General features: G+C 67.9%; 19 protein-coding genes and 8 pseudogenes. 7 read left to right on the forward strand and 20 right to left on the reverse strand.

What is annotated here, in order from left to right:
- From MBELCI_RS14260 to MBELCI_RS21075, 7 genes and pseudogenes are all read right to left on the reverse strand, one after another.
- A pseudogene (locus tag MBELCI_RS14260) lies at positions 1–640 on the reverse strand (FAD-dependent oxidoreductase); the annotation flags it as partial.
- Between the two features lie 110 nt (positions 641–750).
- Positions 751–1364, reverse strand: a pseudogene (locus tag MBELCI_RS14265) (DUF924 family protein).
- 108 nt (positions 1365–1472) lie between these two features.
- Positions 1473–2750, reverse strand: coding sequence for an MFS transporter (locus tag MBELCI_RS14270; RefSeq protein ID WP_021694957.1), 1278 nt, complete (start codon positions 2748–2750; stop codon positions 1473–1475).
- A gap of 99 nt (positions 2751–2849) precedes the next feature.
- Positions 2850–3908, reverse strand: a complete 1059-nt coding sequence (gene queA, locus MBELCI_RS14275) for a tRNA preQ1(34) S-adenosylmethionine ribosyltransferase-isomerase QueA (RefSeq protein ID WP_021694958.1) — start codon at positions 3906–3908, stop codon at positions 2850–2852.
- A gap of 14 nt (positions 3909–3922) precedes the next feature.
- The gene (locus MBELCI_RS21070) at positions 3923–4618 is read right to left on the reverse strand and encodes a large exoproteins (RefSeq protein ID WP_021694959.1); all 696 of its coding nucleotides are present in this window, start codon (positions 4616–4618) and stop codon (positions 3923–3925) included.
- Positions 4615–6531, reverse strand: coding sequence for a YhdP family protein (locus MBELCI_RS20490; RefSeq protein ID WP_021694960.1), 1917 nt, complete (start codon positions 6529–6531; stop codon positions 4615–4617). Before MBELCI_RS20490 ends, MBELCI_RS21070 begins: the two co-directional genes overlap by 4 nt.
- A 38-nt stretch (positions 6532–6569) precedes the next feature.
- Positions 6570–7265 (reverse strand): AsmA family protein, encoded by a 696-nt coding sequence (locus MBELCI_RS21075; RefSeq protein ID WP_021694961.1) that lies wholly within the window; start codon positions 7263–7265, stop codon positions 6570–6572.
- Positions 7266–7359: 94 nt separating this feature from the next.
- Between MBELCI_RS21075 and bcp the strand changes: the two genes are divergently transcribed.
- The 4 genes and pseudogenes from bcp (at position 7360) to MBELCI_RS14300 (ending at position 10711) form a co-directional block, all read left to right on the forward strand.
- Complete coding sequence (gene bcp / locus MBELCI_RS14285) at positions 7360–7845, forward strand: thioredoxin-dependent thiol peroxidase (protein ID WP_021694962.1); 486 nt, start codon at positions 7360–7362, stop codon at positions 7843–7845.
- Positions 7842–8671 (forward strand): annotated as a pseudogene (locus MBELCI_RS14290) (ferritin-like domain-containing protein). Before bcp ends, MBELCI_RS14290 begins: the two are co-directional and overlap by 4 nt.
- A gap of 212 nt (positions 8672–8883) precedes the next feature.
- Positions 8884–10212 (forward strand): M23 family metallopeptidase, encoded by a 1329-nt coding sequence (locus MBELCI_RS14295; RefSeq protein ID WP_021694965.1) that lies wholly within the window; start codon positions 8884–8886, stop codon positions 10210–10212.
- Positions 10202–10711, forward strand: a complete 510-nt coding sequence (locus MBELCI_RS14300; RefSeq protein ID WP_045320219.1) for a bactofilin family protein — start codon at positions 10202–10204, stop codon at positions 10709–10711. Before MBELCI_RS14295 ends, MBELCI_RS14300 begins: the two co-directional genes overlap by 11 nt.
- Positions 10712–11013: 302 nt before the next feature.
- On the opposite strand, the gene prfB is transcribed toward MBELCI_RS14300, so the two are convergent.
- Entirely contained in the window at positions 11014–12138 is a 1125-nt protein-coding gene (prfB, locus tag MBELCI_RS14305; RefSeq protein WP_021694967.1) for a peptide chain release factor 2, read from the reverse strand.
- 87 nt (positions 12139–12225) lie between these two features.
- Positions 12226–14748, reverse strand: a complete 2523-nt coding sequence (locus MBELCI_RS14310; RefSeq protein WP_021694968.1) for a penicillin-binding protein 1A — start codon at positions 14746–14748, stop codon at positions 12226–12228.
- A 157-nt stretch (positions 14749–14905) separates the two neighbouring features.
- On the opposite strand from MBELCI_RS14310, the gene MBELCI_RS14315 reads away from it, so the two are divergent.
- Positions 14906–15583: a class I SAM-dependent methyltransferase gene (locus MBELCI_RS14315; protein ID WP_045320221.1), complete on the forward strand. Its 678-nt coding sequence runs from the start codon at positions 14906–14908 to the stop codon at positions 15581–15583.
- 72 nt (positions 15584–15655) lie between these two features.
- Here the strand turns inward: MBELCI_RS14315 and MBELCI_RS22690 are convergent, their stop codons facing one another.
- The 3 genes and pseudogenes from MBELCI_RS22690 to MBELCI_RS14325 all read right to left on the reverse strand — a co-directional run bounded on the left by MBELCI_RS22690 (position 15656) and on the right by MBELCI_RS14325 (position 18046).
- The gene (locus MBELCI_RS22690) at positions 15656–16276 is read right to left on the reverse strand and encodes an N-acetylmuramoyl-L-alanine amidase family protein (protein WP_369385467.1); all 621 of its coding nucleotides are present in this window, start codon (positions 16274–16276) and stop codon (positions 15656–15658) included.
- A complete protein-coding gene (locus MBELCI_RS22695) occupies positions 16276–16890 on the reverse strand; it encodes an AMIN domain-containing protein (RefSeq protein ID WP_439645929.1) in 615 nt (204 codons plus the stop codon). Before MBELCI_RS22695 ends, MBELCI_RS22690 begins: the two co-directional genes overlap by 1 nt.
- Positions 16887–18046 (reverse strand): annotated as a pseudogene (locus MBELCI_RS14325) (pyridoxal phosphate-dependent aminotransferase). Before MBELCI_RS14325 ends, MBELCI_RS22695 begins: the two are co-directional and overlap by 4 nt.
- Positions 18047–18185: 139 nt before the next feature.
- On the opposite strand from MBELCI_RS14325, the gene MBELCI_RS14330 reads away from it, so the two are divergent.
- Positions 18186–18938, forward strand: a complete 753-nt coding sequence (locus MBELCI_RS14330) for a DsbA family protein (protein WP_021694971.1) — start codon at positions 18186–18188, stop codon at positions 18936–18938.
- Positions 18939–19259: 321 nt separating this feature from the next.
- Here the strand turns inward: MBELCI_RS14330 and MBELCI_RS21870 are convergent, their stop codons facing one another.
- The 8 genes and pseudogenes from MBELCI_RS21870 to MBELCI_RS21880 all read right to left on the reverse strand — a co-directional run bounded on the left by MBELCI_RS21870 (position 19260) and on the right by MBELCI_RS21880 (position 24838).
- Positions 19260–19661 carry a DUF1236 domain-containing protein gene (locus MBELCI_RS21870; protein WP_021694973.1) on the reverse strand — a complete coding sequence of 134 codons (402 nt, stop codon included), beginning with the start codon at positions 19659–19661 and terminating at the stop codon, positions 19260–19262.
- Positions 19662–19679: 18 nt separating this feature from the next.
- Positions 19680–19730: pseudogene (locus tag MBELCI_RS22700) on the reverse strand (hypothetical protein); the annotation flags it as partial.
- A complete protein-coding gene (locus MBELCI_RS21875; protein ID WP_021694974.1) occupies positions 19727–19870 on the reverse strand; it encodes an SH3 domain-containing protein in 144 nt (47 codons plus the stop codon). The gene MBELCI_RS21875 and the pseudogene MBELCI_RS22700, both read right to left, overlap by 4 nt.
- Positions 19871–20047: 177 nt before the next feature.
- Complete coding sequence (locus tag MBELCI_RS14340) at positions 20048–20839, reverse strand: DUF1236 domain-containing protein (protein WP_021694975.1); 792 nt, start codon at positions 20837–20839, stop codon at positions 20048–20050.
- Between the two features lie 172 nt (positions 20840–21011).
- The gene (gene ispG, locus MBELCI_RS14345) at positions 21012–22142 is read right to left on the reverse strand and encodes a flavodoxin-dependent (E)-4-hydroxy-3-methylbut-2-enyl-diphosphate synthase (RefSeq protein WP_021694976.1); all 1131 of its coding nucleotides are present in this window, start codon (positions 22140–22142) and stop codon (positions 21012–21014) included.
- 47 nt (positions 22143–22189) lie between these two features.
- Positions 22190–23487 (reverse strand): annotated as a pseudogene (locus MBELCI_RS14350) (helix-turn-helix domain-containing protein).
- 122 nt (positions 23488–23609) lie between these two features.
- A pseudogene (hemA, locus tag MBELCI_RS14355) lies at positions 23610–24728 on the reverse strand (5-aminolevulinate synthase); the annotation flags it as partial.
- Positions 24689–24838, reverse strand: a complete 150-nt coding sequence (locus MBELCI_RS21880) for a hypothetical protein (protein WP_235047648.1) — start codon at positions 24836–24838, stop codon at positions 24689–24691. The gene MBELCI_RS21880 and the pseudogene hemA, both read right to left, overlap by 40 nt.
- 202 nt (positions 24839–25040) lie before the next feature.
- Here MBELCI_RS21880 and MBELCI_RS14360 point away from each other — a divergent pair.
- A pseudogene (locus MBELCI_RS14360) lies at positions 25041–26422 on the forward strand (M20/M25/M40 family metallo-hydrolase).
- Positions 26423–26490: the final 68 nt, after the last annotated feature.

Below are 26490 nucleotides of genomic sequence, written 5' to 3' on the forward strand. Positions count from 1 at the left end.
GCGTCCTCGACCGGCAGGATCCGGTCCATCACCTCGACCACCGTTGTTTCGGCGCCCAGCGTATTGTAGAAGCTGGCGAATTCGATGCCGATCGCGCCCGAGCCGATGACGAGAAGCTTCTTCGGCATGCGCGGCGGCACCAGCGCGTGACGGTAGGACCAGACCAGATCGCCATCGGCCTCGAGACCCGGCAGGTTGCGGGCGCGCGCCCCGGTGGCGAGGACGATGCTCTTGGCGGTCAGCTCCTCGGTGCCCTTCTCGGTCTTGACCGAGACCTTGCCCTTGGCGGGGATGGTGGCTTCGCCCATCACCACCTCGATCTTGTTCTTCTTCATCAGGTGACCGATGCCCGAGCTGAGCTGTTTGGCCACCCCGCGCGAGCGCTTGACCACCGCGTCGAGATCGTAGCCGATGCTCTCGGCCTTGAGCCCGAACTCCTTGGCACGGTGCATCAGGTGAAACACCTCCGAGGAGCGCAGCATCGCCTTGGTGGGAATGCAGCCCCAGTTGAGGCAGATCCCGCCCAAATTCTCGCGTTCGACGATCACGACCTTCTTGCCCAGCTGGGCGCGCGGATCGCGGCGACATAGCCGCCCGGGCCCGCGCCGATCACGATCACGTCGAAGTTCTTGGCGGCCATTCGGTGTTCCTCCTCGGGGGTCCGGCAAAATTGGTTTGACGCTAAACCAGTTTTCGCCGGGCTACCAGACGCCCCCCATGCATGACGGGGTTGCGAAGGATGCCTCTAGGTCACTTCGCGTCCGATTTGAGCCGCTCGACCACGGCGCCATAGCCGCTCTGTTCCAGCCACTCCGCCTCGGCCTCGCTGGTTTCGCGGCCCAGCGCCTTGTTGCGGAACGGAAACCGGCCGAAGTCGCGGATGACTTCGCGATGGGCACGCGCATGCAGCAGGCTGCTTTCGGCCTCTGGCATCCGCTCGTGGAACAGCCGCACGGCGCGGTCCTGATCGACGAGGTTCTCGGAATGCATCAATGGCAGGTAGAAGAACTGCGACCCGGCGGCACGATCTCGCGGTCCCAGCCATTGTCGATCGCCAGCTTGGCGACCGAGCGCGCGCTGTCGTCGAGCTGGAAGGCGCGCGGATCGTCGCGCCACAGGTTGCGCGCGAACTGGTCGGTGACGATGATATAGGCCAGCGCGCCGTTGGGTTCGGTCAGCCAATGGCCCAGAGCGCCCTCGGCCGCCTTGTCCCACAGCCCGCCGAAGCGGCTGCGGATTGTGGCATCGAGATCGTCGTCGGCGATGTACCATTGCTTCGGCTCGACCTCCTCGAGCCAGAAGGTCAGCACCCTCTCGGCCTCGGTCGGTGCCTCGGCCTGGGCGGTGACGGGGGTGGCGGTCATGGTGGTCCTCCTTCTCGGTGGTTCCCCAAACCTGCCCCAACCCCCGTGCGGGTCAAGCACGAAGGTGCCCGGCGGCCCGAAACCGCACGTTCCCGGCCCCTTCCCGCCTCAGGCGGCGTCGTCGCGCGCCTCCTCGAGCTGTTCGATCTCGTGCTCGATATAGACCTCCTGCGCGACCTCGGCGGCCACGGCGGTGCCGGTCGCGGAAACCGGGACGTAGCTCACCGTATCGCCCACTTCGACGCCGCGATCCGGGCGACGCAGCATCCGCCAGCCCGCATAGGAGGCGAGCCCCAGCATCAGCACCGCGATGAAGCCCCAAAAGCCATGCGCGCCGACATTGTCGAGCATCCAGCCCACCACGATCGGACCGGCGATGGCACCGACGCCGTTGATGAACAGCAATCCGCCCGAAGCCGCGGCCATGTCCTCGCGGTCGAGATAGTCGTTGGCATAGGCGATGAGCAGCGCGTAGAGCGGGTTCGATGTGCCCCCCACCAGCGCCGAGGACACGAGGATCAGCCCGATATATCCGGGCAGCAGGAACGCCGTCAGCGCCGCCGCGCCGCCCAGACCCGAGAGGCCGAGGATCAGCCAGCGCCGGTCGATCCGGTCCGACAGCCAGCCGATCGGGAACTGCAGCACCAGCGCGCCCACATAGGTCACCGAGACCAGCAGCGAGATCTGCGCCACCGACAACCCGGCGCGCGCGCCGTAGACCGCCGACATGCCGAATTGCGCCGCGAAGACCCCGCCCAGCAGGAACATCCCCATGCAGGCCAGAGGCGAGGCGTCGATCAGCCGCCGGATCGGCAGCGGCTTGGTGGTGTTGAACACCGGCGCCGGACTTACCGAGAGCAGGATCGGCGCGAAGGCCATCGACACCAGCACCGAGGGGATGATGAAGAGGATGAAGCCCGACACGTCGCCCAGCGTCACCAGATACTGCGCGGTGACGATGCCCGCCATCTGCACGATCATGTAGAGCGATAGCGCCTTGCCGCGGTTCTCGTTCGAGGCGGCGTCGTTGAGCCAGCTTTCGGCGGTGATGTAGACGCCGCAGAAGCAGAACCCGATGGCCACCCGGCCCAGCGTCCAGGCCCATGGCTCGGCCAGCGTCGGATAGAGAATCAGCACCGCCGAGATGGTCGAGCCGAGCGCGGCGAAGACCCGCACATGGCCGACCCGGCGGATCATCCGGGGCGCATAGCGCGAGGCAAAGAGAAAGCCCGCGAAATAGGCCGACATGATCACCGACATCTCGATCGTCGAGAAGCCTTCGACCTCGCCGCGCAGGCCAAGCAGCGTGCCTTGCAGGCCGTTGCCGATCATCAGCATGAACATGCCAATGAAGAGCGCCCAGGAGCTCCCGAGAACCTGAATCATGGCGTGTTCCTTTCTGCCGGCTCATGGCCCGGCTAACCCGACGCTACAGCGCGAGTCTCTCAACAATGCGACGGAACGTCGGACGAAAGCGAAGCGGCCTCAGCTATCGGCGCGGGGCAGCAGCAGCGACGCGTCGCCGTAGGAAAAGAAACGGTAGCGATTCGCAATGGCATGCTCGTAGATGCGGCGGATCTCCTCCACGCCCATCAGCGCCGACACCAGCATCATCAGCGTCGATTTGGGCAGGTGGAAGTTGGTCATCAGCCCGTCAGCCACGCGGAACGCGAATCCCGGCGTGATGAAGATATCGGTCTCGCCCGACCATGGCGCGACCTCGCCATCGCGTGCCGCGCTCTCGATCAGCCGAAGCGCGGTGGTGCCTACCGGGATCACCCGCCCGCCCGCCGCGCGGGTGGCGGCGATCTCGGCGGCGGCACCCGCGCTCACCTCGCCCCATTCGGCGTGCATCTTGTGGTCGCGGATGTCGTCGACCTTGACCGGCAGGAAGGTGCCCGCGCCGACATGCAGCGTCACATGGGTGACATCGACGCCGCGCGCGGCCAGCGCCGCCATCAGCGGCTCATCAAAATGCAGCGACGCGGTCGGCGCCGCGACGGCGCCGGGGCGCGCGGCCCAGACGGTCTGGTAATCCTCGCGGTCGCTCTCGTCAGCGGCGCGCCTGGCGGCGATATAGGGTGGCAGCGGCATCGCGCCGACCATTTGCAGCGCCCGGTCGAAGGCGTCGCCCTCCAGATCGAAGCGCAGCACGCCCTGCCCTTCCTCACGCGACACCAGCTCGGCCGAGAGCCGGTCCGAAAACTCGATCACCTCGCCCTCGCGCAGCTTGCGCAGGGGTTTGATCAGCGCCGACCAGCTGCCGTCGGGGCGCGGGCCCAGAAGCGTCACCTCGATCCTCGCCGTACCCTCGCCCGAAGCCCCCGGTCGGGTGCGGATGCCGGTGAGACGCGCCGGGATCACCTTGGTGTCGTTGAGCACCAGCCGGTCGCCGGGGCGCAGGATCTCCACGAGATCGGTCACCACCCGGTCGGCGATCTCCCCGCCTTGCGCCAGCAAGAGCCGGGCCGAGGAGCGCGGCCGCGCGGGGCGGGTCGCGATCAGCTCGTCGGGCAGGTCGAAATCGAAATCCGAGAGCTTCATCGGCGGGCCTCAGGTCAGTTCGGTGGCGGCCTGCGGAAGATCTCGCGGAACAGGCCGGGGGTGAGCGCGGAAAGCGGGTTGACCGAGACATCGGGGTCTTCGGGCGTGCCGCCGAGTGTGTAGTTGAAGCCGATCAACCCCTCGCCGGGACGGGTCAGGAACGATCCCAGCGAATTGACGAGATAGAAGGGCGAGACGACGCCCGCGAAGGCCATGCGTCTGGTCGCGAGGCTGTAGCGCCCGTCGAGCGAAATGCCAAGTCCCGGCCCGGTGGCGCTCGATTGCGTGATCTCGAGCGTGTCGGGGGTAAGGTTGAACTCCGCCAGCACCCGGTCGAAGGCAAGCCCCTTGCCGTCGAGCTGCTGGAGCAGCCCCACCACCGAGATCGCGTCGACAAGCTGGGCCACGGCCGGGGCGTCGCGCACCCTGAGGCCCGTCACGTCGAGGCTTCCGGCATAATGCCCCGGCCGCGCCTCGGGCAGCAGCGTCAGGTCGAGCGAGCCCCCCGTAGCGGTGCCGTAAAGCCCCGCCGAACGCAGAACCGCCCCCGCATCGGGGCCGGTGATCCGCACCGCCGTGCCGTCCCGGTCGGGCACCACCAGCCCCGAGACCGGCGCGCCGCCATTGACGGCGGCGTCGAAGCGGCCCGAGAATCCGCCCCGGCTGGAGAACTCGCCCCTGAGCCCTGTGAGCGAGACCGCGTCGGTCACGCGCAACCGGTCCAGGGCGAGGCTGATCGGCCCGCCTTCGCCGCCTCCGCCCTGGCCGAATCCGGCGCGTCGCAGGTCGAGCGCGCCGCCCACGATTTCGACCCCCACGGTTTCGCCCGGCCCCCGCCCGACGAGGTCGGCCCTGACGTCGAGCCAGTCCGACAGGCGCAGCCGCGAGAAGCTGGCCCGTTCCAGCCCGCCGCCGGGCCGCAGGGCCAGCGTGCCGCGCGCCGACAGCCGCCCGCATCCAGAGCGATCCGGTCGATGCGCGGCGTCCGGCCCAGTGCGCCCTCGATCTCGAGCCGTCCCGTGGTGCCGCGCGCGAGGGTCCAGCCCAACGCCGGGATCGACAGGCCCAGCCCCGACAGGTCGGTGCCGAGGCTTACGCGAGGCGGCGCGCCCTTGGGCAGCGTGATCGCGACCGTGCCGCGCCCCTCGCCGTTCAGCGTGCCATCGGGCAGTGCGATGCCGAACGTGTCGAGAAAGCGCGGCGACAGCTCGACCGTGCCGTCGAGACGCGCCTCCGCCGCGCCGGGGCCCAAAGGCTGTCGAAAGCGCACATCGGCGGGCAGGCCATCGATGCGCACCGGACCCGCGACCTCCAGCGCCTGCGCGTCGATCGCCACCGAGAGCTCCTGCGCAGCGACTTGGCGGTCCGGTACGATGGCACTGCTCGTGGCGTCGCGCAGCGTGCCCGCCACCGACCAGTCCACGTCATCGGGCGTCACCGGCGCACCGAGCGGCAGCGCCACATGCGCGTGGACCCGGCCCCGCCCCTCGATGAGATCCACCGGTTTTCCGGCCTTTTGCAGAAAGCGGAACGGCGGCTGGTCGATCAGCGACAGCATCGCCGTCACCGGGCCCTCGGCCTCGATGGCGATGTCGGCCTGCGGGTTCTTGGGCCCGAGCTGCGGGATGGTGAAGCTCGTCCCCGACAGATCGACGCGCCCGCCCTGCGCAGCCTGCGCAGCCCCGCGGGTCATCGTCACCGAGAACCGATCCCCGCCGAGGCTCGCATAGCCCGACGCCCCGGTGATCGGCGGCAGTCCATCGAGCGGGCGCAGCGAGACCGCCTCGAAGCCGTGGGTCAGGGCGACCTGCGGCTTTTGCCCCGGCGCACGGCGCAGCGTGGCGCTGAGATCTCGCAGACCGCCCTCCAGCACATGGCTGTCGATCCAGCCACGGATCCCCGGCTTGAAGGCAGGGGGCCAATAGGCCAGCAGGCGGTCGCGTGGCAGCCGGGCACTGCTCGCCGCGATCGCGGCTTCCCACCCCTCGCCGGTATGGGCAATCCGGCCCTGCGCTTCGATCCGTGCGCCGCTTTGGGCATCGGTCGCGCCGAGGCTGCCGATGTCGAGAGCGAAAGGCGCGGTGTGCAGTCGCAGATCGACATGACCCTCGCGCAGCGCCACCGGCCCGGACAAGCCCGCCCCCGCCGCCAGCGCCGCCTCGTCGAGGCGCAGCTGCGCCACCAGCGCGCCGGGCCATCCCGCCTCGATCTCGCGCAGCCAGGCCGTGCCCGACCCCTCGATCCGGCCCAGATCGCCGCGCGCCGAGATGCGTTCGAACTCGATGCGGTCGCGCGCGGGATCGAAGCGCAGCGCCATTTCGGCCCCGTCGAATCGCAGCGCCTCGGCCCCCTCGTCCCGGCCCGGCGACAGCGCCCCCGGCCCGATCCGCAGCGCGGCACCCAATGCCCCGGGCGCGCCATCGGCGCCGATGCGGCCCCGCAAGCTCGCCGAAAGCGGCGCGTCGAGCACCGACAGGAAGCTCAGCGCCGGGTGCTGGCTGGCGAGATCGCGGCTCGCCACCTTTTCGACCCGCAGGGTGACCTCGGCCTGCGGCGCGGCGTCGGGGCGATCGTAACCGACCCAGAGACCGGTTTCCTGCCCCGCCTCCGAGCGAAGCCGCAACCGTCCCGACAGCTTCGTGCCCGTCCGCAGATCGAGGTCTATCCGCCCGTCATCGGCGCTCCAGCGTCGTCCGGCGCGGGCGCGAAATACTCGATCCGAAGCCCCTCGGCCTCGATCCGCTCCAGCCCGTCGAGGGCCGGCCGGTCGAGCAGATGGTCGATCCGTGCGAGCAGCCCCGCGAGGCCGCCGGCCGTCGCCGAGGTCAAAGGGCGCGACGCGCTCTCGGGCATGGTCGCCGGAGGTGACGGCGGGCCCGCAGGTTCGAACCGCACGGCCACGCGCCCCGCCTCGTCCCGCGCCAGAACGATCTCCGCCCCGCGCAGCATCACCTCCTGTGCCAGCACGGTCCGGCGCAGCACGAGGCCGCGCGGGCTGACCAACGTGTCGATCTCGGGCACTTGGGCCAGCACCTCGCCGCCCGCGTCGCGCAGCACCGTGTCGCGCAGCGCCACCCGCGGATGCAGGTCGGTGCCGAGCGTCAGGGCGATGCTGCCGAACTCCACCGATCCCCCGGCGAGGAGGCTGTCGGCCTGCGCCTCGACCCGCTCGGTGATCCAACTCGGGGCGGTGACGGTCTGGCCCACCAGCAACAATGGCAGCACCAGCGCGAAGGCGGCCGGCAGCGTCACCAGCGTCAGTGCCAGACCCAGCCCGCGGCGCAACAGCGCCGCCAGCCGCCGCCCGCGCGGGCGGCGGATCGGTGCCGGTCGCGACCTGATCCCTTGCTGCGTCAAGACAGGCCATGGCCTCTTGATTTCATCCCCCACAGCGTAGATGCCTGAGCCCCCGAGGGCCATCGCCGCCCGATCACGCAAGCGAGGATGCGCCATGAGCGACACGATGTCGGCCCCCCGGCCCCAGCCGGGCCAGCCCGCGCCCGAGTTTTCCCTGCCCCGCGACGGTGGCGAGGAGGTGCAACTTTCGGCCCATCTCGGCGCGCCGGTGGTGCTCTATTTCTATCCGCGCGACGACACCTCGGGCTGCACCCGGCAGGCGCAGGGCTTCACCGAACTGGGGCCCGAGTTCGAGCTTCTGGGCGCGCGGGTGCTCGGCGTGTCCAAGGACACGGTCGGCAAGCACGAGAAATTTCGCGACAAATACGCGCTCAAGGTGGCGCTGCTGTCGGATGCCGAAAGCGATGTCTGCGAACGCTACGGCGTCTGGGTCGAGAAGAAGATGTACGGCAAGACCTTCATGGGGATCGAGCGCACCACCTTCCTGATCGATGCGGGCGGCAAGATCGCGAAGGTCTGGCCCAAGGTGAAGGTCGCGGGCCACGCGGGAGAGGTCCTCGACGCGGTGCGCGCGCTGTGAGCCACTCTCTCACAGAGCTGGCGGTCGAGGTGCTCACCACCGCCGACGGGCGCGAGAAGACCGCCCGGAGCCACGCCGCCGCGAAGCTTTGGCGCGACAGCCGCGCCGCCGGGACGCCGCTGGAGATCGGCAGCGCCCTGCCGCCGGATCGGCCTGCGCGCCCGGCCCGCCCCGAGCTATTGGCCCCGCGCGAGATGCCGAAGCGCCGCCCCGGATCAGAGCATGGGCGGATCGCGCTGATCCATGCTGTGGCGCATATCGAACTGAACGCGGTGGATCTGCATTGGGACGCGGTGGCGCGGTTCGCCTCCGTGCCGCTACCGGTGGGATATTTCGACGACTGGGTGCAGGCCGCCGACGAGGAATCGAAGCATTTCAACCTGCTGTGCGACCGACTCGAGGCGCTGGGCAGCCATTACGGAGCCCTGCCCGCGCATGAGGGCATGTGGCGCGCCGCCGAGGATACGGCGGGCGACCTTCTGGCGCGGCTCGCCGTGGTGCCGATGGTGCTTGAGGCGCGCGGCCTCGACGTGACGCCCGGCACATGATCGAGATCTTCCGCAATGCGGACGACGCCGACACCGTCGCGGCGCTGGAGATCATCTATGCCGAGGAGGTGCACCACGTCTCCTACGGGTCCAAGTGGTTCCATTTCCTGTGCGGGCGGCACGACCTCGACCCCGCGCCGGTGTTCCGCGATCTCGTGCGCCGCCATTTCCACGGCGGGCTCAAGCCGCCCTTCAACGAGGAAAAGCGCGCTGAGGCAGGGATTCCCCCCGATTTCTATTGGCCTCTGGCCGAGGAAACGGCGCGGCGCGGCGGCTGAGTGTATCAGCGCAACATTCCGTTGCAACGCGGCAACACCCGGCGGAAAGGCGACGGGTTCGGCGGTATCTCGCCACTTTCGGGGCGCTTTTGCCCCCTCACCGCCTCCTCCCGGCCAAAGCAGTTGCGACGCGAGGACGGCCTCGGTAACACCTCTCTCGCGGCGCTCTCGAAAAAGAGAGGCTGTGACCGGGACAACACGGGGACAGACGGGTGCGGACCAAACTGGCACAGAAGCTTCACGCGGCGCTCGAGCGCCGGTTTCCCGAACGGCGGCTGTTTCTGCGCTCGGACACCGAGACCCGGTTCATCCGGCTCCACCCCTCGACACAGGCGATCGCCTGGACCGGCGTGACGCTTGTGGTCGGCTGGACCATCACCGCCACCGCGATCCTGCTGATGGATTCGATCGGCTCCGGCAATTTCCGCGCGCAGGCGCAGCGCGACCAGATGATCTACGAGGAGCGGCTCAACGCGCTTTCCTCCGAGCGTGACGTGCGCGCTGCAGAGGCCGCCGCCGCGCAGGAACGCTTCTCGACCGCGCTTGCGCAGATCTCGACTATGCAGAGCGAACTTCTCGCCTCGGAGGATCGCCGCCGCGAGATGGAGACCGGCCTCGAGGTGGTGCAGGCCGCGCTGCGCCGCACCATGATCGAGCGCGAGACCGCGCGCGACGCCGCCGAGGAGATGACCGTGGCGATGGCCGGGAACGGCGCTCTGCCCGGCGGCGCCGACGCCGCTTCGGTCGAAGGCACGCTGGACATCCTTTCGGGCGCTCTGGCGGACACCGCCGAGGAGCGCGACCGCATCGCCCAGGATGCCGAGCTCGCCTTCGAGCAGGCCAGCGAGATGCAGCTTGAGCTGCGCCTCATGACCGAACGCAACGACGAGATCTTCCGCTCGCTCGAAGAGGCGATGACCGTCTCGGTCGAGCCGCTGGGCGATATGTTCCGCGCCGCCGGCATGGATCCCGACGCAATGCTCAAGAAGGTCCGCAAGGGCTATAGCGGCATCGGCGGCGGTGCCCTGACTCCGATCCAGTTCTCGACCATGGGCGCGCATGCGGGCCGGGCCGATGCGAATGCCGAGCGCGCCAATGCGCTCTTGGGCAAGATGGACGAGATCAACCTCTACCGTATCGCTGCAGCCAAGGCGCCCTTCGCGCAGCCGGTGAAAGACAAGTTCCGCTTCACCTCGGGCTTCGGCCAGCGCTGGGGTCGGCTGCATGCGGGCACCGATTTCGCCGCCCCGATCGGCACCCCGGTCTACTCCACCGCCGACGGCGTGGTGGTAAGCGCGGGCTGGGCCTCGGGCTATGGTCGCCTCATCAAGATCCAGCACGAGTTCGGGATCGAGACCCGTTACGCACATCTCAACAAGATCAGCGTCAAGGTCGGCCAAAGGGTATCGCGCGGCGAACGGATCGGTGATATGGGCAACTCCGGACGATCGACCGGACCCCATCTCCACTACGAGGTGCGCGTCGGTGGGACTCCCGTCAATCCCATGACCTACATACGAGCTGGACAAGATGTTTTCTAAGAGCAAGATCAACGAGCCCGGACCCAGGACAGCCGAAGGGACGCCCACCATGGACGCAAACGCCAAGCCCGCGCAGCCGCAAGGATCGCAGGACTACCGCCCTGCCGCCCCCAAGGCCAAGCCGCCGGCCTCGGTGTTGTCGGCCGACCTGCACATCAAGGGCAACGTCAAGACCACCGGCGACATCCAGGTCGAAGGCCAAATCGAGGGCGACATCCGCGCGCATCTTCTGACCGTCGGCGAAGGCGCCACCGTGCGCGGTGAGCTGGTGGCCGACGACGTCGTCATCAACGGCCGCATCGTCGGCCGGGTGCGCGGCCTTAAGGTGCGCCTCACCTCGACCGCGCGCGTCGAAGGCGACATCATCCACAAGACCATCGCGATCGAGAGCGGTGCGCATTTCGAGGGTTCGGTGCAGCGTCAGGAAGACCCGCTGAACACCACCGGCGCGCCCAAGCCCCTGCCCAAGCCGTCGCTGGCCGAGGGCGGCCACGACTGAGACCGGCCACGGGATTGCACGGATCGGGGCGCTTCGGAAGACCGGGGCGCCCTTCGTGTTTTCCGAAGATGGGGCTGCGATCGAGCAAAAGGTGCGGAGCGCGGCGCGGGCGATTGCCCACCGCCTGCCGACGACGCGCCGGATCGACGAGAGGCGCCGCTGCTAGGGGCCGGCGGTTTTCGCGACGTGCGGATGGTCTGCAGGCTGTGGCACCTCAGGGTGCGGGTCCGGGCCATGTGGCTGCCTCCGGCCCGCGAGGCCCCACCCCGGCATGAAGGCCGAGGCGAGCCGGGGCGCGCGGATCAGTCCTCGGCGGTCGCTTCGGCGCGGCTCTTGCCCGAGACCTGCCCCGCCAGCGTCGCGGCCATGAAGCCGTCGAGATCGCCGTCGAGCACGCCTTGGGTGTCGGAGGTCTCGTAGCCGGTGCGCAGATCCTTCACCATCTGGTAGGGCTGCAGCACGTAGGACCGGATCTGGTTGCCCCAGCCTGCATCGCCCTTGGCCTCGTGCGCCTCGTTGATCGCGGCGTTGCGACGGTCGAGCTCCATCTGATAGAGCCGCGACTTCAGCGCCTTCATGGCGATGTCGCGGTTCTGGTGCTGCGACTTCTCGGAGGAGGTCACGACGATGCCGGTCGGCATGTGGGTGATCCGCACCGCCGAGTCGGTGGTGTTCACGTGCTGGCCACCCGCGCCCGAGGAACGGTAGGTGTCGACCCGGATGTCCGAGGGGTTCACCTCGATGTCGATGTTGTCGTCGACCACCGGATAGACCCAGACCGAGGCGAAGGAGGTCTCGCGCGTGCCCTTGCCGAAGGGCGAGATCCGCACGAGGCGGTGCACGCCCGATTCCGACTTGAGCCAGCCATAGGCGTTGGGGCCGCTGATCTTGTAGGCGACCGACTTGGTGCCCGCCTCAGCCCCGGCCTCCTCGGACTGCATCTCGACCTCATAGCCCTTCTTCTCGGCCCAGCGCACGAACATGCGCTGCAGCATCGCGGCCCAGTCGCAGGCCTCGGTGCCGCCGGCGCCGGCGTTGATTTCGAGGAAGGTGTCGTTGCCATCGGCCTCGCCGTCGAGCAGCGCCTCGAGTTCCTTGGCCCCGGCGGTCTGGCGCAGCGCCTTGAGCGCGGCCTCGGCCTCGGAGACGATCTCGTCGTCGCCCTCCGTCTCGCCCATCTCGATCAGTTCGACATTGTCGCGCAGGCCCTGGCTGATCTGATCGTAGGTGCCGATCTTGTCGAGCAGATCCTGACGCTCGCGCATCAGCTTCTGGGCGGCGGCGGGGTCGTCCCAAAGCGTCGGGTCTTCGACACGGGCGTCGAATTCCTCGAGCCGGTGCGCGGCGGTCTCGCGGTCCATGCGCTTGGCCAGCAGTCCGAGCGACTTTTCGATGGCGGCGATGTTGGCTTGCGTCTCTGCGCGCATGATCGGTCCCCTGTCAGGCGATGGGCGTGAAATTGAAGCGCGTGATACCGCGCCCCACCTGCCCGGGCAAGTGAGGCGCGAAACGGCCTAGTAGAGGCCGCCCGAGGAGAGCGTGCCGAAGCTCGCCTTGGGGCCGACCGTCGCGGTGTTGCCGGTCGAGGTCCTGACCTTCTTGGCGGGCTTGTTGCCGCCCGCCTCGTCATAGAGCGGCAGGTCGCCCGACATCTTGAAGCCGCCGTCGAAGGTGACGCCGAAGAGCGGCTCCTCGCCGATGCGGAAGCATTCGGAGATCACATTGTCGCCCGAGGCGCCATCAGGCAGCCGCGCGCCTGAAAAGCGGTCGATCTTGATGAACTGGCATTCGTCGGGCACCGGGAAGTCGGTGCCGCCGAAACGCTCGATCGCGCGGGTCATGAAGCTCTGGAACACCGGGCCGCAGATGCCGCCGCCCGAAGCGCCCGAGCCCAGAGAGCGCGGGTTGTCGTAGCCTATGTAGCATCCCGCGACGATGTTCGACGAAAAGCCCACGAACCACACGTCCTTGGCGTCGTTGGTGGTGCCGGTCTTGCCGGCGATCGGCACGGGCAGGTTGACGCCGCGCGCGGTGCCGCGCTTGACCACGCCCTCCATCATCGAGGTGAGCTGATAGGCCGTGACAGCGTTCATGATCCGCTCGCGGTTCGACTGGATCGTCGGGGCTTCGCCCGTGGGCAGCGCCGCGAGGCCGCAATCGACGCAGTTGCGTTGATCATGGCGATAGACGGTGTTGCCGTAGCGGTCCTGTACCCGATCGACCAGTGTCGGCTCGACCCGTTCGCCGCCATTGGCGAACATCGCATAGGCCGCGACCATCTTGAACAGCGTCGTCTCCTGCGCGCCGAGCGCGTTCGAAAGGTACGGGCCCAGATCGTCATAGACGCCGAACTTCTCGGCATAGTCGGCGATGGTGTCCATGCCGACCTCCTGCGCGAGACGGATGGTCATGATGTTGCGCGACTGTTCGATACCGGTCCTGAGCGGGGTCGGGCCGTAGAACTTGTTGGAGGCGTTCTGCGGCCGCCACATGCCCTGCGGCGTGTTGATCTCGATCGGGGCGTCGACAATGATCGTGGCGGGCGTGTAGCCGCTGTCGAGCGCGGTGGCATAGACGAAGGGCTTGAAGGAGGAACCGGGCTGGCGCTGCGCCTGAGTGGCGCGGTTGAACACCGAATCCTGATAGGAGAAGCCGCCCTGCATCGCCAGCACGCGGCCGGTGTTCACGTCCATCGCCATGAAACCGCCCTGTACCTGTGGCGTCTGGCGCAGGGTCCAGCGGATGAAGTCACCGCCGTCATCGGTGATCATGCGGCGCACCAGCACCACGTCGCCGCGCGCGAAGTTGTCGGCAAAGCTGCCGCGCATCCACGAGATGTCGTCGCGTGGCACAACATGCGGCTCGGAGCCGTCATCGGCCACCCCCTCGATCCCGAGGCGCATCTCGGCCTCGCCCACCTCCATGACCACCGCCGGGTACCACGGGCTTTCGAGGGTCACGTCGCGCGGCACGTCGACCTCCGACAGCGCCGTGCGCCACGCGACCTCGTCGTCCAGCGTCTCGACGGGAATGGTCTTGCCGGTGCCGCGCCAGCGACCGAGGCCGCGGTCGTACTGCTCCAGCGCGCGTTGCAGCGCATGCGCCGCCTCGATCTGCAGCTCCTTGTCGAGCGTGGCGCGAATCGACAGGCCACCGCCGAAGAATTCGTCCTCGCCGAACTCGGCCGAGAGCTGGCGGCGCACTTCGTCGGTGAAGTAGTCGCGCGGCGGCAGGGCGGCGCGGAAGCTCTCCATGTCGCCAGACTGCACCGTGTCGAGGGTGCGGGCACGGTCGCGCTGATAGGCGGCCTCGTCGATATAGCCGTCTTCCCACATGCGGCGCAGCACGTAGTTGCGGCGGTTCACCGCGTCGGAATACTGGCGCACCGGATGCAGGTTGCCGGGGCGCTGCGCCAGCGCCGCGAGATAAGCGGCCTCGCCCGGTTCGAGCCGGGCCAGCGGCTTGTTGAAATAGGTCTGCGCGGCGGCGGTGACGCCATAGGAGTTCTGCCCGAGAAAGATCTCGTTGAGATAGAGCTCCAGGATCCGTTCCTTGTCCATCGCGCCCTCGATGCGCACGGCGAGGATCAGTTCCTTGATCTTGCGCTCGAGCGTGCGCGAGCCGTCGAGCAGGAAGTTCTTCATCACCTGCTGCGTGATGGTCGAGGCGCCGCGGATGTCCTCGCCGCGCGACCGCACCGCCTCGACGCCGGCGGCGGCGATGCCCTTAAGGTCGAAGCCCGAATGCAGATAGAAATTCTGGTCCTCGGCCGAGACGAAGGCATGCTTCACGAGGTCGGGGATCTCTTCGGCCGGGGTGAAGAGCCGCCGCTCGGAGGCGAATTCGTCGAGGATGTTGCCTTCGCCGTCATAGACCCGGCTGATCGTCGGCGGCGTATACTGCGCCAGCGTCTCGTAGCTCGGCAGATCGCGGCCATAGACGTAGAAGATCGCACCGAGCGTCAGCGCCCCCATGGCGAGGCCGAGGGTCAGCATCGAAAAGATGCCGCCGAAGAAGGACATTATGAAGCGCAGCACGATATTTCTCCGGGAGGACTTGGTGGCTTATAGGCAAGGCCCCGCCCCGGGTCAAAAGCGCAGGGCTTGAAATCGGCGGCAAAACGCCCGAAAGCAGGGTCACTCTTTGGCGAGGGGATTGCGCTCTCGACAGCTGGCACCCAAAAGGGCGTACATGATGGCAACCGAAACCCCCTCCCCCCGCCGCGCCACGCCGGACGACGTGATCGCGACCTATGACGCCGTTGGCCCCGAATGGGCCAAGGCGCGCGATCGACGCCTCATGGAGCGGCGCTGGATCGACCGGATGCTTGCCGCCGCGCCGCGCAATGGCGGACGCCGCCGCGTGCTCGATCTTGGCTGCGGCTCCGGCAAGCCGATCGCGCAGTACATCGCCGATCGCGGCGCCGAGGTCACCGGGGTCGATGCTTCTCGGGTGATGCTCGAACTGTTTCAGCGCAACATGCCGCGCGCGCGCGCCTTTCACCACGACATGCGCGGGCTGCGCCTGTCCGAGAAATTCGACGCGATCCTCGCTTGGGACAGCTTCTTTCACCTGGCCGGTCCGGATCAGCAATCGATGTTCCCAACCTTTGCCGAGCATGCCGCACCGGGCTGCGCCTTGATGTTCACTTCCGGTCCCTCGGCCGGCACGGCGATCGGCGACGTGGCTGGCAAGCCGATCTTCCACGAAAGCCTAAGCCCCAAGACCTACAAGGGTCTTCTGGAGATGCACGGCTTCATGCCGCTGGCCTTCATTCCCGAGGACCCCGATTGCGGGATGCATTCGGTCTGGCTGGCCCGGTTCGACGGCCTGCCGCGCGAGGATGGCCCCAAACCGGTGCGCAAGGGCTGACAGGCCCGCACCGTCCGACATTGCAAGGCCCGCGCCTCACTGGCGCGGGCCTTCTACGTTCTGGGGCGTCGATCAGCGGCGTCTGAGGGGGGCGCGCGCTGCCTCTTCGGCAGCCCAGTTCTGTATTCCAGACACCAGACCGGAGACGATCCGCCCCCGCCCCACCGGATCGGTGAGGCGGGCGCGGTCGCCGACATTGGACAGGAACCCCACCTCGACCAGGACCGACGGGAAATCGGCGGCGTTGAGCACCGCGAGCGGCGCGCTGCGACGTGGCCGCGAGTTCAGGTGCGCGCCCGCCTCGCGCAGCGACGCCACCAGCGCCTGAGCCAGACGTTCGCTCTGCGGCGCGGTGTCGAGACGCACCAGATCCATCAGCGCCGTGGCGACCCGGTCGTCCTGCCGGCTAAGGTCGAGCCCTGCCAGAAGGTCGCCTCTCTGGTGCCGCTCAACCATTCGTCCCGAGGCCGCGTCCTGTGCCTCGTCCGACAGCGTGTAGACCGACCCGCCGGACGCCTCGTCCTCCTCCAGCGCATCGGCATGCAGCGACAGCAAAAGCCCGGCCCCCGCCGCACGGGCGATGGTCATGCGCTCGGACAAGGGCACGAAGGCGTCGCCATCGCGGGTCAGCACCGCGCGCATGGTGCCGGAGCGGTTGATCGCCTCGGCGGTTTCGCGCGCCAGTCGCAGCATCAACTCGGCCTCGACCAGCCCCTCGCGCAGGCGCCGGGATCGACGCCGCCATGTCCGGGATCGATCGCCACCACCAGCGGCCCATCGGCGGTGATGGACGTCTGAGGCGCGGCGAGCGTCTCACCCGCGGGATCGGCGGGTTTAGCGGCGGCGGCGAAGGCTTCGGCCGTGACCGGCGCCAGCACCGCGTGCAGCCGGGCCGCACCCGAGGCCGCGCTGCGCATCTCGGCGCTGAGCAGGCCGAGCGGCTCGGACAGGTCGAGCACGAGACGCGACCAGCCGGGCCGCCCCCGCCCCAGCCGCAGCGCGGTGGCCCGCTCCCCCGACAAAAGCGCCGCCGCTTCGGCCCCAGACCAGTCCACCTGGGCGAAATCGATCACGAGGCGGCGCGGACCGTCGAGCGTGAAGACGCGCCACGGCACCGGCTGGCTCAGCGCAAGCTCGATCTCTAGGCCGCGGCGCGTGTCGGCCACGCGGCTTTCGCTCGGATCCAAACGTGCGAGCCCCGAGAACTCCTGCGCCGCAGGCGACGTGGCGAGCATCAGCGCCAGCCCGGCACCGCCGAGCAGGCGCCGGACCCATTCGCCGCCACGCGCGGCGCGCGCACGCCTCATGCCGCACCGGCCTCCGCATGGCCGCGCGCCGCCATGAACTTCGCGAGCGCTCCAGCCCCTCCTCGATGTCGGCGGTGGAACGGGCATAGGAAAAACGGATCCAGCGATGCCCGTCGGCGGGGTCGAAATCGAGACCCGGTGTCACCGCGACGCCCGCCTCGTCTAGGATCTCGGCGGCGAAGGCGCGGCTGTCGGGGGTGAAGGCCGACACGTCGGCATAGACGTAGAACGCGCCGTCGGGGGGCGCGAAACGGGTGAAGCCCGCCTTCGGCAGCCGCTCGAGCATCAGGGCCCGGTTGGCGGCATAGACGGCGGCGTTGGCCTCCAGTTCGGGCACGCAATCCATCGCGTGCAGCGCCAGCCGCTGCGAGGCGTGGGAGGTGCAGATGAACATGTTCTGCGCGATCCGCTCGATGCCGCGCACATGCTCGGGCGGCACGATCAGCCAGCCGACGCGCCAGCCGGTCATCGAGAAATACTTGGAGAACGAGCCGATCACATGGGTCTCGTCGGTGACTTCCAGCGCCGATGTGCCGCGCCCGCCGATGCCGTGATAGATCTCGTCCGAGATCAGCGCGGCGTCACGCGCGGCACAGGCCTCGGCCAAGGCCGAAAGGCCGACCCTGTCGATCATCGTGCCCGCCGGGTTCGAGGGCGAGGCCAGCACCAGCCCGTCGAGCGCATGCGCCTCGATGTCCGAAGGGACGGGCTGCATCCGGTTGGCCAGCGTCGTCGGCATGTCGATCGGCGCCATGTCGAGCGCCTTGAGGATCTGGCGGTACGACGGGTAGCAGGGCGCGCCGAGCCCCACCCGCGCGCCGGTGTCGAACAGCTGGGTGAAACTCAGAAGAAACGCGCCCGAGGCCCCGGCGGTCACCACCACGCGCGCGGGATCGAGATCGACGCCGTACCAGTCGCCGTAATGCCGCGCGATGCGCGCGCGCAGTTCCGGCAGGCCGAGGGCGACCGTGTAGCCCATCGGCCCCGCCGCCATCTCGGCCGCGACCTTTTCGACCGCTTCGCGCGGCGCGCCCGTTCCGGGCTGCCCCACCTCCATGTGGATGATGTGCCGTCCCGCCGCCTCGGCCTGCCGCGCCGCCTCCATCACGTCCATCACGATGAAGGGATCAACCTCGCCGCGCCTTGAGTTCCGCATGCCCTGCTCCCTAAGCTTTGGCCGGGTTGTGCCAATCCCGCGCCCCTGCCGTCAATGGCCCGCACCCTCCCGCGCGGGAACTTGGCAGGGCGGCGGCGATGTGATCTGCACGATCCGACACGAGGAAAGGACATTCCCTATGCTGCGCAGCCTCATCCGCGCCCTGCCCGTCACGCTGGCCCTCGCCGCCGGCCCCGCCGTAGCACTCGAACTCGACGCGATGACCGACGCCGAGCGCGACGCCTTCGGCGAACAGGTGCGCGCCTACCTGCTGGAGAACCCCGAGGTGCTGATGGAGGCAATCGCCGTTCTTGACCAGAAGCAGGCCGAGGTTGCCGCGCAGGGCGACAGCGCGATGATCGACAGCCACGCCGCGGCGCTCTTCGAGAGCGAAGGCGACTGGCAGGGCGGCAACCCCGATGGCGACATCACGGTGGTCGAGTTTATGGATTACAAATGCGGCTATTGCCGCCGTGCCTTTCCCGAGGTCGAGGAACTGATCTCTTCGGATGGCAACATCCGCTACATCCTCAAGGAATTTCCGATTCTGGGCGAGCAATCGACGATGGCGGCGCAATTCGCGCTCGCGGTGCGCGAGATCGAGGGCGACGAGGCATACAAGCAGGCGCACAACGCGCTGATGACGATGCGCGCCGACGTGTCCGAAGAATCGCTCACGGCATTGGCCGACAGCCTCGATGCCGATTTCGAAGCGGTGCAGGCCGAGATGGCGAGCCCGCGCGTGGCCGCCATCATCGCCGGGAACCATCAGCTGGCCCAAGCGATGCAAATCAGCGGCACACCAAGCTTCGTGATGGGCGACCAGATGCTGCGCGGCTACGTGCCGCTGGCGCAGATGCGCGAGATGGTGGCGCAGAACCGCGCCGAATGAGCGAGGCGCAATGTCGTGCGGCTGGTCGCGGCGACGTCGCCGCGATTGCGGCACCGCTGGCCGAAGACAATCTGGGCCGAAGATGCTGACGGTGTTTCTCGAAAGCTCATTCAAAGCTTTCGACCGAATGACCGCGCAGTCGGGCCTTTCGGCCGATTTGCGTCGGAGGAAACTGGGACGCACGCTTGTGCCGTAGGTTACGCATTGCTGCGGCTCACCTCCGACAGGCCGCACAAAGCGGCGCATCGGCACTGCGAGGGGCTGGGTTTCAGCCCCTCGCATCTTGGCTTCACAAATCCGTTGAACCGGATCTGATCAGCTTCAGCGCAGGATGTAAGCGACGCGACGGGTCTCGGGCTCGACCATCACGATCTGGCCGTTGACGTTCGCATAGGCCATTGGGTTTTCAGGGATCGGGGTCAGCACCACGGTTTCGGGCAGGCCCGCGCCCACCACTACCTCGCCGTCGAGGTAGATCGGTTCGACCGGGTTGTCGTTGAGATAGGTGATCGCGCCATCGGCGATCTCGAGGCTGGTGGTCTCGCCGCCTGGGTCGGCGGCGATCACCTCGCCGTTCAGGGTCACGGTGCCGTCGGGCAGTGTCGGGTCATAGGTGACGGTGGTGATTCCCGCCGCGTCGGCGTTTTCGTAGATCACCACCGGCGTGGTTTCGACGATCGCAGTGAGATAGCCGCCCGAGGCCCAGCCGCTCGTCTCACCCAAAGTCACTTCGCACCACGTCGCGGGGTCGAGACAACCCGCGACCTCAACCTCTTCGCCCGCCGGAATCAGGCCGACGACCTCATAAGCCGGGCCGGCCCCGCGCGGATGTTGAGATCGACGGTGGCGTTGGCCGTGGCTTGGGCGAAGGCCGGGACGCCAAGGGCAGTGAGCGCGCCCGCGGCGACGAAGGTGGACAGCATGCGGTTCATGGAGTGTCTCCGGATTGCGGGGCCGCCATGGCCCGCGCTTGTCGGATCTCCAACGCCGCCGAGCCGCGCTTTGATCCACTGCCTTCGTGGCTGGATATCAGACGTGGCATATAGGCCGCCCCTTAAAGCAAAGGGCGACCCGAGGGCCGCCCTTTTCCGTAAACAGTCTGTCAGCGATCAGCGGACGATATAGACCACCCGACGCTCCTCGGGCTCGACCAGCACCGGGGTGCCGTTCACATAGAGGTAGCTGTATTCGGCGTCCGGGATCGGGCTCAACTCGACCTCCTGCGGGATGCCGGCACCGACCACGACCTCACCTTCGAGAAGGACCGGATCGATCGGGTTCTCCCGGACGTAGGTGATGGTCTGCTCGTTCGGAGTCGCGCCATCACCCAGCGCCGCGCCGATGGCGGCCGCACCGAGGATGCCCACGGGACCGGCGGCCAGCACGGCGGCACCGGCGGCGGCGGTTGCGGCACCAGCAGCGGTCGCGGCGGCGTTGTTGACCTCGTTGTCGTAGGTCACGGTCTCGACTTCGAGTTCGCTGCGATTCTCATAGAGCACGACCGGCTCGGGAGCTTCGGCCATCTGCACGGTGAGATAGTCGCCGTAAGCCCAGCCTGTGGTGCCGTCGAGCGTCACGCGGCACCAGTTCGCGCTCTCGAGACAGCCCTCGACCGTCACCTCGCCATCGGCGGGGATCACGTCGATGATCTCCATATCGGGACCGGGGCCCGCGCGCAGGTTCAACTCTGCGGCGGCGGTCGCGGTGGTGCCGGACATCGCGGTCTCGGCATTGGCCGTCGTCTCGCCAGAAGCACCGGTTTCGGCATTGGCTTCGACGTCGGTGGACGTCTCGACCTGCGCGCCAGTGCTCGTCTCGTTCGTCGTGTTGGTCTGGGCGAAAGCCGGCATCGCGGCGACGAGGGCGGCGGCGGTGGTCATCAGAAGCGATTGCTTGGTCATAGGTCTTTCCGTTCTCTGTGTTGCGACGGCGGATCGCCGGTTGCGCTTGGCAGAGAAACGGTTTGATCCGGCACCGAGGTCCGTCCAACCCGCGGATGATCATCGCGAATGGTGGGGGTTTCCGCCGATCTCTCGGCGGGAACCGACCGGTTTCGAGGAACCTCGGGGAAGGCTATTCGGCGGCTTCGGCGGTCGCGGCACGCGCCTCAATCTCGGCGGCCTTGGCCTCCACCTGCTCGACGATGTGATCGACCATCTGGTCGTTCGACATGCGGTGGCTCTGCTTGCCCGCGAGATAGACCATGCCGTTCCCGGCCCCGCCGCCGGTAAAGCCCACATCGGTCATCAGCGCCTCGCCCGGGCCATTGACGACGCAGCCGATGATCGACAGCGACATCGGCGTTTTCACATGTTCGAGCCGCTTTTCCAGCGCCTCGACCGTCTTGATCACGTCGAAGCCCTGCCGCGCGCAGGAGGGGCAGGAGATGATGTTGACGCCGCGATGGCGCAGGCCGAGGGACTTGAGGATCTCAAAGCCGACTTTCACCTCCTCGACCGGGTCCGCCGACAGGCTGACGCGGATCGTGTCGCCGATCCCGGCCCAGAGCAGGTTTCCCAAACCGATCGCGGATTTGATGGTACCCGAGGTGAGACCGCCCGCCTCGGTGATGCCGAGATGGATCGGCGCGTCGGTGGCGTCGGCCAATTGCTGGTAGGCCGCGGCGGCAAGAAACACGTCGGAGGCCTTCACAGAGATCTTGAACTCATGGAAGTCGTGGTCCTGAAGCAGCTTGATATGGTCCATGCCACTCTCGACCATCGCATCGGGGCACGGCTCGGCGTATTTCTCGAGGAGGTGCCGCTCCAGCGATCCCGCGTTGACACCGATGCGGATCGAACAGCCATGATCCTTGGCCGCGCGCACCACCTCGGCAACCCGCTTTGCGTCACCGATGTTACCGGGGTTGATGCGCAGGCAGGCCGCGCCCGCCTCGGCGGCCTCGATCGCGCGCTTGTAGTGGAAATGGATGTCCGCGACGATCGGCACCGGGCTTTCGGCGCAGATCTCGCGCAGGGCGCGGGTGCTGCCCTCGTCGGGGGTCGAAACGCGGACGATGTCGGCCCCGGCATCGGCGGCGCGGATGATCTGGTCCAGCGTGGCGCGCACATCCGTGGTGTCGGTGTTGGTCATCGTCTGCACCGAGATCGGCGCATCGCCCCCCACGGGAACACGGCCCACCATGATCTGACGCGACTTGCGGCGCTGGATCTCGCGCCAGGGGCGGTGGGCATGAAGGGACATGAAAAACCTCTCGCGGATCAGGCCGCGGGGTCAGGACCGGCGCGGCGTCATTCTGTTGTCGCGACCTCTGCCACCCGAACCAGCTTGGCAAGGTCGGAGTCGCTCTGCAGGTCGGCAACTTGATAGGTGGTGGCCAGATTGTCCACCGACAAGGCCAGGTTCGACGTCACGGTCCCGGCATCGCCCACGGGGCCGTAATGCTGACCGTTCATGGCGAAATAGACGGCGCCCGACTCCCCGACGCGCAGTGTCGGCGCCTGTTCGAGGGACGGCACCTCCACGTGTCGCCGGCATTCATGATGCCCTCGTAGAGCGTCGTGCCATCAGCGGATTTGACGCGCACCCAAGCCGGGCGCACCGCGACCATGTTGAGGGTCGGCGCGGGGTCTTCGGTCACACGCACGCTGGGGACCTCGACACCCGCCTCGGCGAGAGCCAGTTCGATATCGGGGATCTCGATGCTCGGCTCTTCGATGGCCTGATCGGCGCCGAGTGCCGCAAGCATCGGGCTGGGCCCCATCGCGGGACGCGCGGGCGTCGTTTCATCGAGACCGGCGAGCGACACTTGCGCGTCTTGACCGGGACGGCGCGGGATGGTGACCAGCGCCGCGATCGGGCCGTCGCGCGGCGTCATCACCGGCACGTCGAGGGCCTGAGGGCGGTAAAGCCGGTCCAGTACATCGGGTGCGGCAGAGGCCAGCGTCAGATCCGGCGTGGCAGCGTCCGTGGTTTCCGCCTGGCCACCCCCGGCCAACGGATCGACTTGCGCCAGAAGCATCGGCGTCTGCTCCACCGGGGACAGACGCACCTTCTGCACCTCTTGCAGGATTGACCAGCCGCCATAGCCCAGACCGCCCATCAAAGCGAGTAGAACAACTACGGAGCCCAGAGCGCGCGGTTCGAACCCCGCGAGGATCCGTTCGGCCGGCGGCAGGAAAGGAGTGGCGGAATCGGCGAAGATGTCCTTGCCGAGGCTGGTGCTCTGCGACGCGCGCAAGGGGCGCACCGTCGAGGCGGCGGCGGACATGCCATGCGCGGTGGTAAAGCCCGACTCGCGGCAGAAGGTCTCGTAAGCGGTATCGGGACTCATGCCGAGATAACGCGCATATGAGCGGACATAACCCGCGATAAAGCCGGGGGTATCGAAGGCGGTGGGATCGGAGTTCTCGATCGCGGCGATATAGGCGGCCTTGATCTTCAGCTCGCGCTGCACGTCGAGCAAGCTCTTGCCCATGGTCGCGCGTTCGCCACGCATGAGATCGCCAAGCCGAAGCTCGAAAGCGTCAAAACCCTTGGTTTCGACCTCCTGTACAGCGCTCGCGCGCCTGAAGCTCCGCCCGATCATATCGAGTGTTCCCGTCACTGCCCGCCCCCGGTGGCAATCCGGGGCTGTCTTGTGCACAACTCCCGAAAGGCCTTGGAGTTCATCCTAGCACGGGGGCCGTCGGCCCGCACGGGGAGATGTCGTCAACCGGTCAATTCGGCGCGATTCAGCGCACAATGCGACCAGAGCGCATCGAGTGCGCGCACCAATGCGTCCATCTCGCGCGCACCGTGCACAGGCGACGGCGTGAACCGCAACCGCTCGGTACCGCGCGGCACGGTGGGGAAGTTGATCGGCTGCACGTAGATGCCGTAATCGGCGAGAAGCATGTCCGAAATCAGCTTGGTGTGCACCGGGTCGCCGACGATCAGTGGCACGATATGGCTGCCGTGGTCGATGATCGGCAGGCCGAGACCGCGCAGCCGGGTCTTGAGGATCCGCGCCTGTGTCTGATGGCTGTCGCGCAGGCTTTGGTCGGTCTTGAGATACGCGACGCTTGCGGCAGCGCCCGCCGCCACGGTCGGCGGCAGCGAAGTGGTGAAGATGAAGCCCGGCGCATAGGAGCGCACCGCGTCGCACATCTTGGCCGAGGCCGCGACATAGCCGCCCATCACGCCATAGGCCTTGCCCAGCGTGCCGTTGATCAGATCGACCCGATGCGCAAGGCCGTCACGCTCGGAGACGCCGCCGCCGCGCGGGCCGTACATGCCGACCGCGTGCACCTCGTCGAGATAGGTCAGCGCGCCGAACTCCTCGGCGAGATCGCAGATTTCGGCAATCGGGCCGAAATCGCCGTCCATCGAATAGACGCTCTCGAAAGCGATGAGCTTGGGCGCGGCCGGGTCGTCGGCCTCGAGAAGCTGGCGCAGATGCGCGAGATCGTTGTGCCGGAAGATCCGCTTGGCGCCGCCATTGCGGCGCACGCCTTCGATCATGCTCGCATGGTTGAGCGCGTCCGAATAGATGATCAGCCCGGGGAACAGCCGCGGCAGCGTCGACAGCGTTGCGTCATTGGCGATGTAGGCAGAGGTGAACAGCAGTGCCGCCTCCTTGCCATGCAGATCGGCCAGTTCGGCCTCGAGCCGCTTGTGATAGACCGTGGTGCCCGAGATGTTGCGCGTACCGCCCGAGCCCGCGCCCACGGCGTCGAGCGCCTCGTGCATCGCGCCCAGCACGGCAGGATGCTGGCCCATGCCGAGATAATCGTTGCCGCACCAGACCGTCACCGGCGCTCGGTGCCGTCGGGCCGATGCCAGGTGGCATGCGGGAACTGGCCATTGCGGCGCGCGATGTCGATGAAGGTGCGATAGCGGCCTTCGCTGTGGAGCTTGCCGATGGCTTCGTCGAGCCCTGCTTCGTAATCCACGGGCATGCTTCCCCTTTTCGTCTGACGGGGCCGATCACCCCGGCGGTTCGCCGTCCGGTTCCATATAGGCCCTGACGCCCGCGAACAACACGCTACAATTTGCCACGCGGCCGCAGATTGGCCATGCAAGGGGCGCAACAACGCCACGATGCTGGACAGGGCCGCCGCCTGGCGTCACCCTTCGGCGCAATTATAGCGAGGAGCTCTGATGACTCTCGACCCCGTTCTCGCCCGTATCGACGCCGATCTCGAGGCCGCCACGGATCGGTTGCTGCGACTGCTGCGGATTCCCTCGATCTCGACCGACCCCGCGCATCGCGCCGATTGCCGCGCCGCCGCCGAATGGCTGGTCGAGGATCTGCGCTCCATCGGCTTCGAGAATGCAGCGCTGCGCGACACGCCGGGCCATCCGATGGTCACCGGCGGCATGGGAGATGGCGGCCCGCACCTGCTGTTCTATGGCCATTACGACGTGCAGCCCGCCGATCCGCTGGAGCTGTGGAAGGCGCCGCCCTTCGAGCCATCGCTCGAAGAGACGCCTGCGGGCCGCGTCATCCGTGGCCGAGGCGCCTCGGACGACAAGGGACAACTCATGACCTTTGTCGAGGCTTGCCGGGCCTGGGTCGCGGTGCATGGCGCCCTGCCCGCCCGCGTGTCGATCCTGTTCGAAGGCGAGGAGGAATCGGGCTCGCCCTCGCTGGTGCCGTTCCTGCGCGACCACGCCGAGGAGCTGAAGGCGGATCTCGCCCTGATCTGCGACACCGGTCTGTTCGACCGCGACACCCCCGCGATCACCACGATGCTACGCGGCCTTGTGGGTGAGGAGATCGTCATCACCGGTCCCGACCGCGACCTGCATTCGGGCGCCTATGGCGGTCCGGCGGTCAATCCGATCAAAGTGCTGGCGCGGATCATTTCGGCGCTGCACGACGATCATGGCCGCGTCACCCTGCCCGGCTTCTATGACGGCGTGCCAGAGATCACGCCCGAGCTGCGCGCGCAGTGGGAAAGCCTGGGCTTCGACGAGGGCGCGTTCCTCGGCGGTGTCGGGCTGAGCCATCCGGCGGGCGAAGCGGATCGCACCGCGCTCGAGATGATCTGGGCGCGGCCGACCTGCGAGGTCAACGGCATCTCGGGCGGTTATGCCGGCGCGGGCTTCAAGACGGTGCTGCCAAGCCAGGCCTGCGCCAAGATCAGCTTTCGCCTGGTGGGCGCGCAGGACCCCGAGAAGATCCGCGATGCCTTCCGCGCCCATGTTCGGTCGATGCTGCCCCCCGATTGCAGCGTCGCATTCCACGGCCACGGCGCTGCCCCTGCAAGCGTCATGGCGACCGACGACCCGGCCTTCGAAACCGCGCGCCAGGCGCTCAGCGCCGAATGGCCCAATCCGGCGGCCTTCGTCGCGCCGGCGGTTCGATCCCGATCGCGGGCTACTTCAAGACCGAGCTGGAGATGGATTCGATGCTGGTAGGCTTTGCCAATGATGACGACCTGATCCACAGCCCGAACGAGAAGTACGACCTGCGAAGCTTCCACAAGGGCATTCGCAGCTGGGCTCGTGTGCTCGCGGCGTTGTCGGAGCGAGGCTGAGCGCAACGGGCCCCGGCGACGGCGCGGATGGCCCGCCGGGGCATGAGTATTTGAAGAATGAAGTGGCC

Source organism: Limimaricola cinnabarinus LL-001 (assembly GCF_000466965.1).
Classification (GTDB): domain Bacteria; phylum Pseudomonadota; class Alphaproteobacteria; order Rhodobacterales; family Rhodobacteraceae; genus Limimaricola; species Limimaricola cinnabarinus.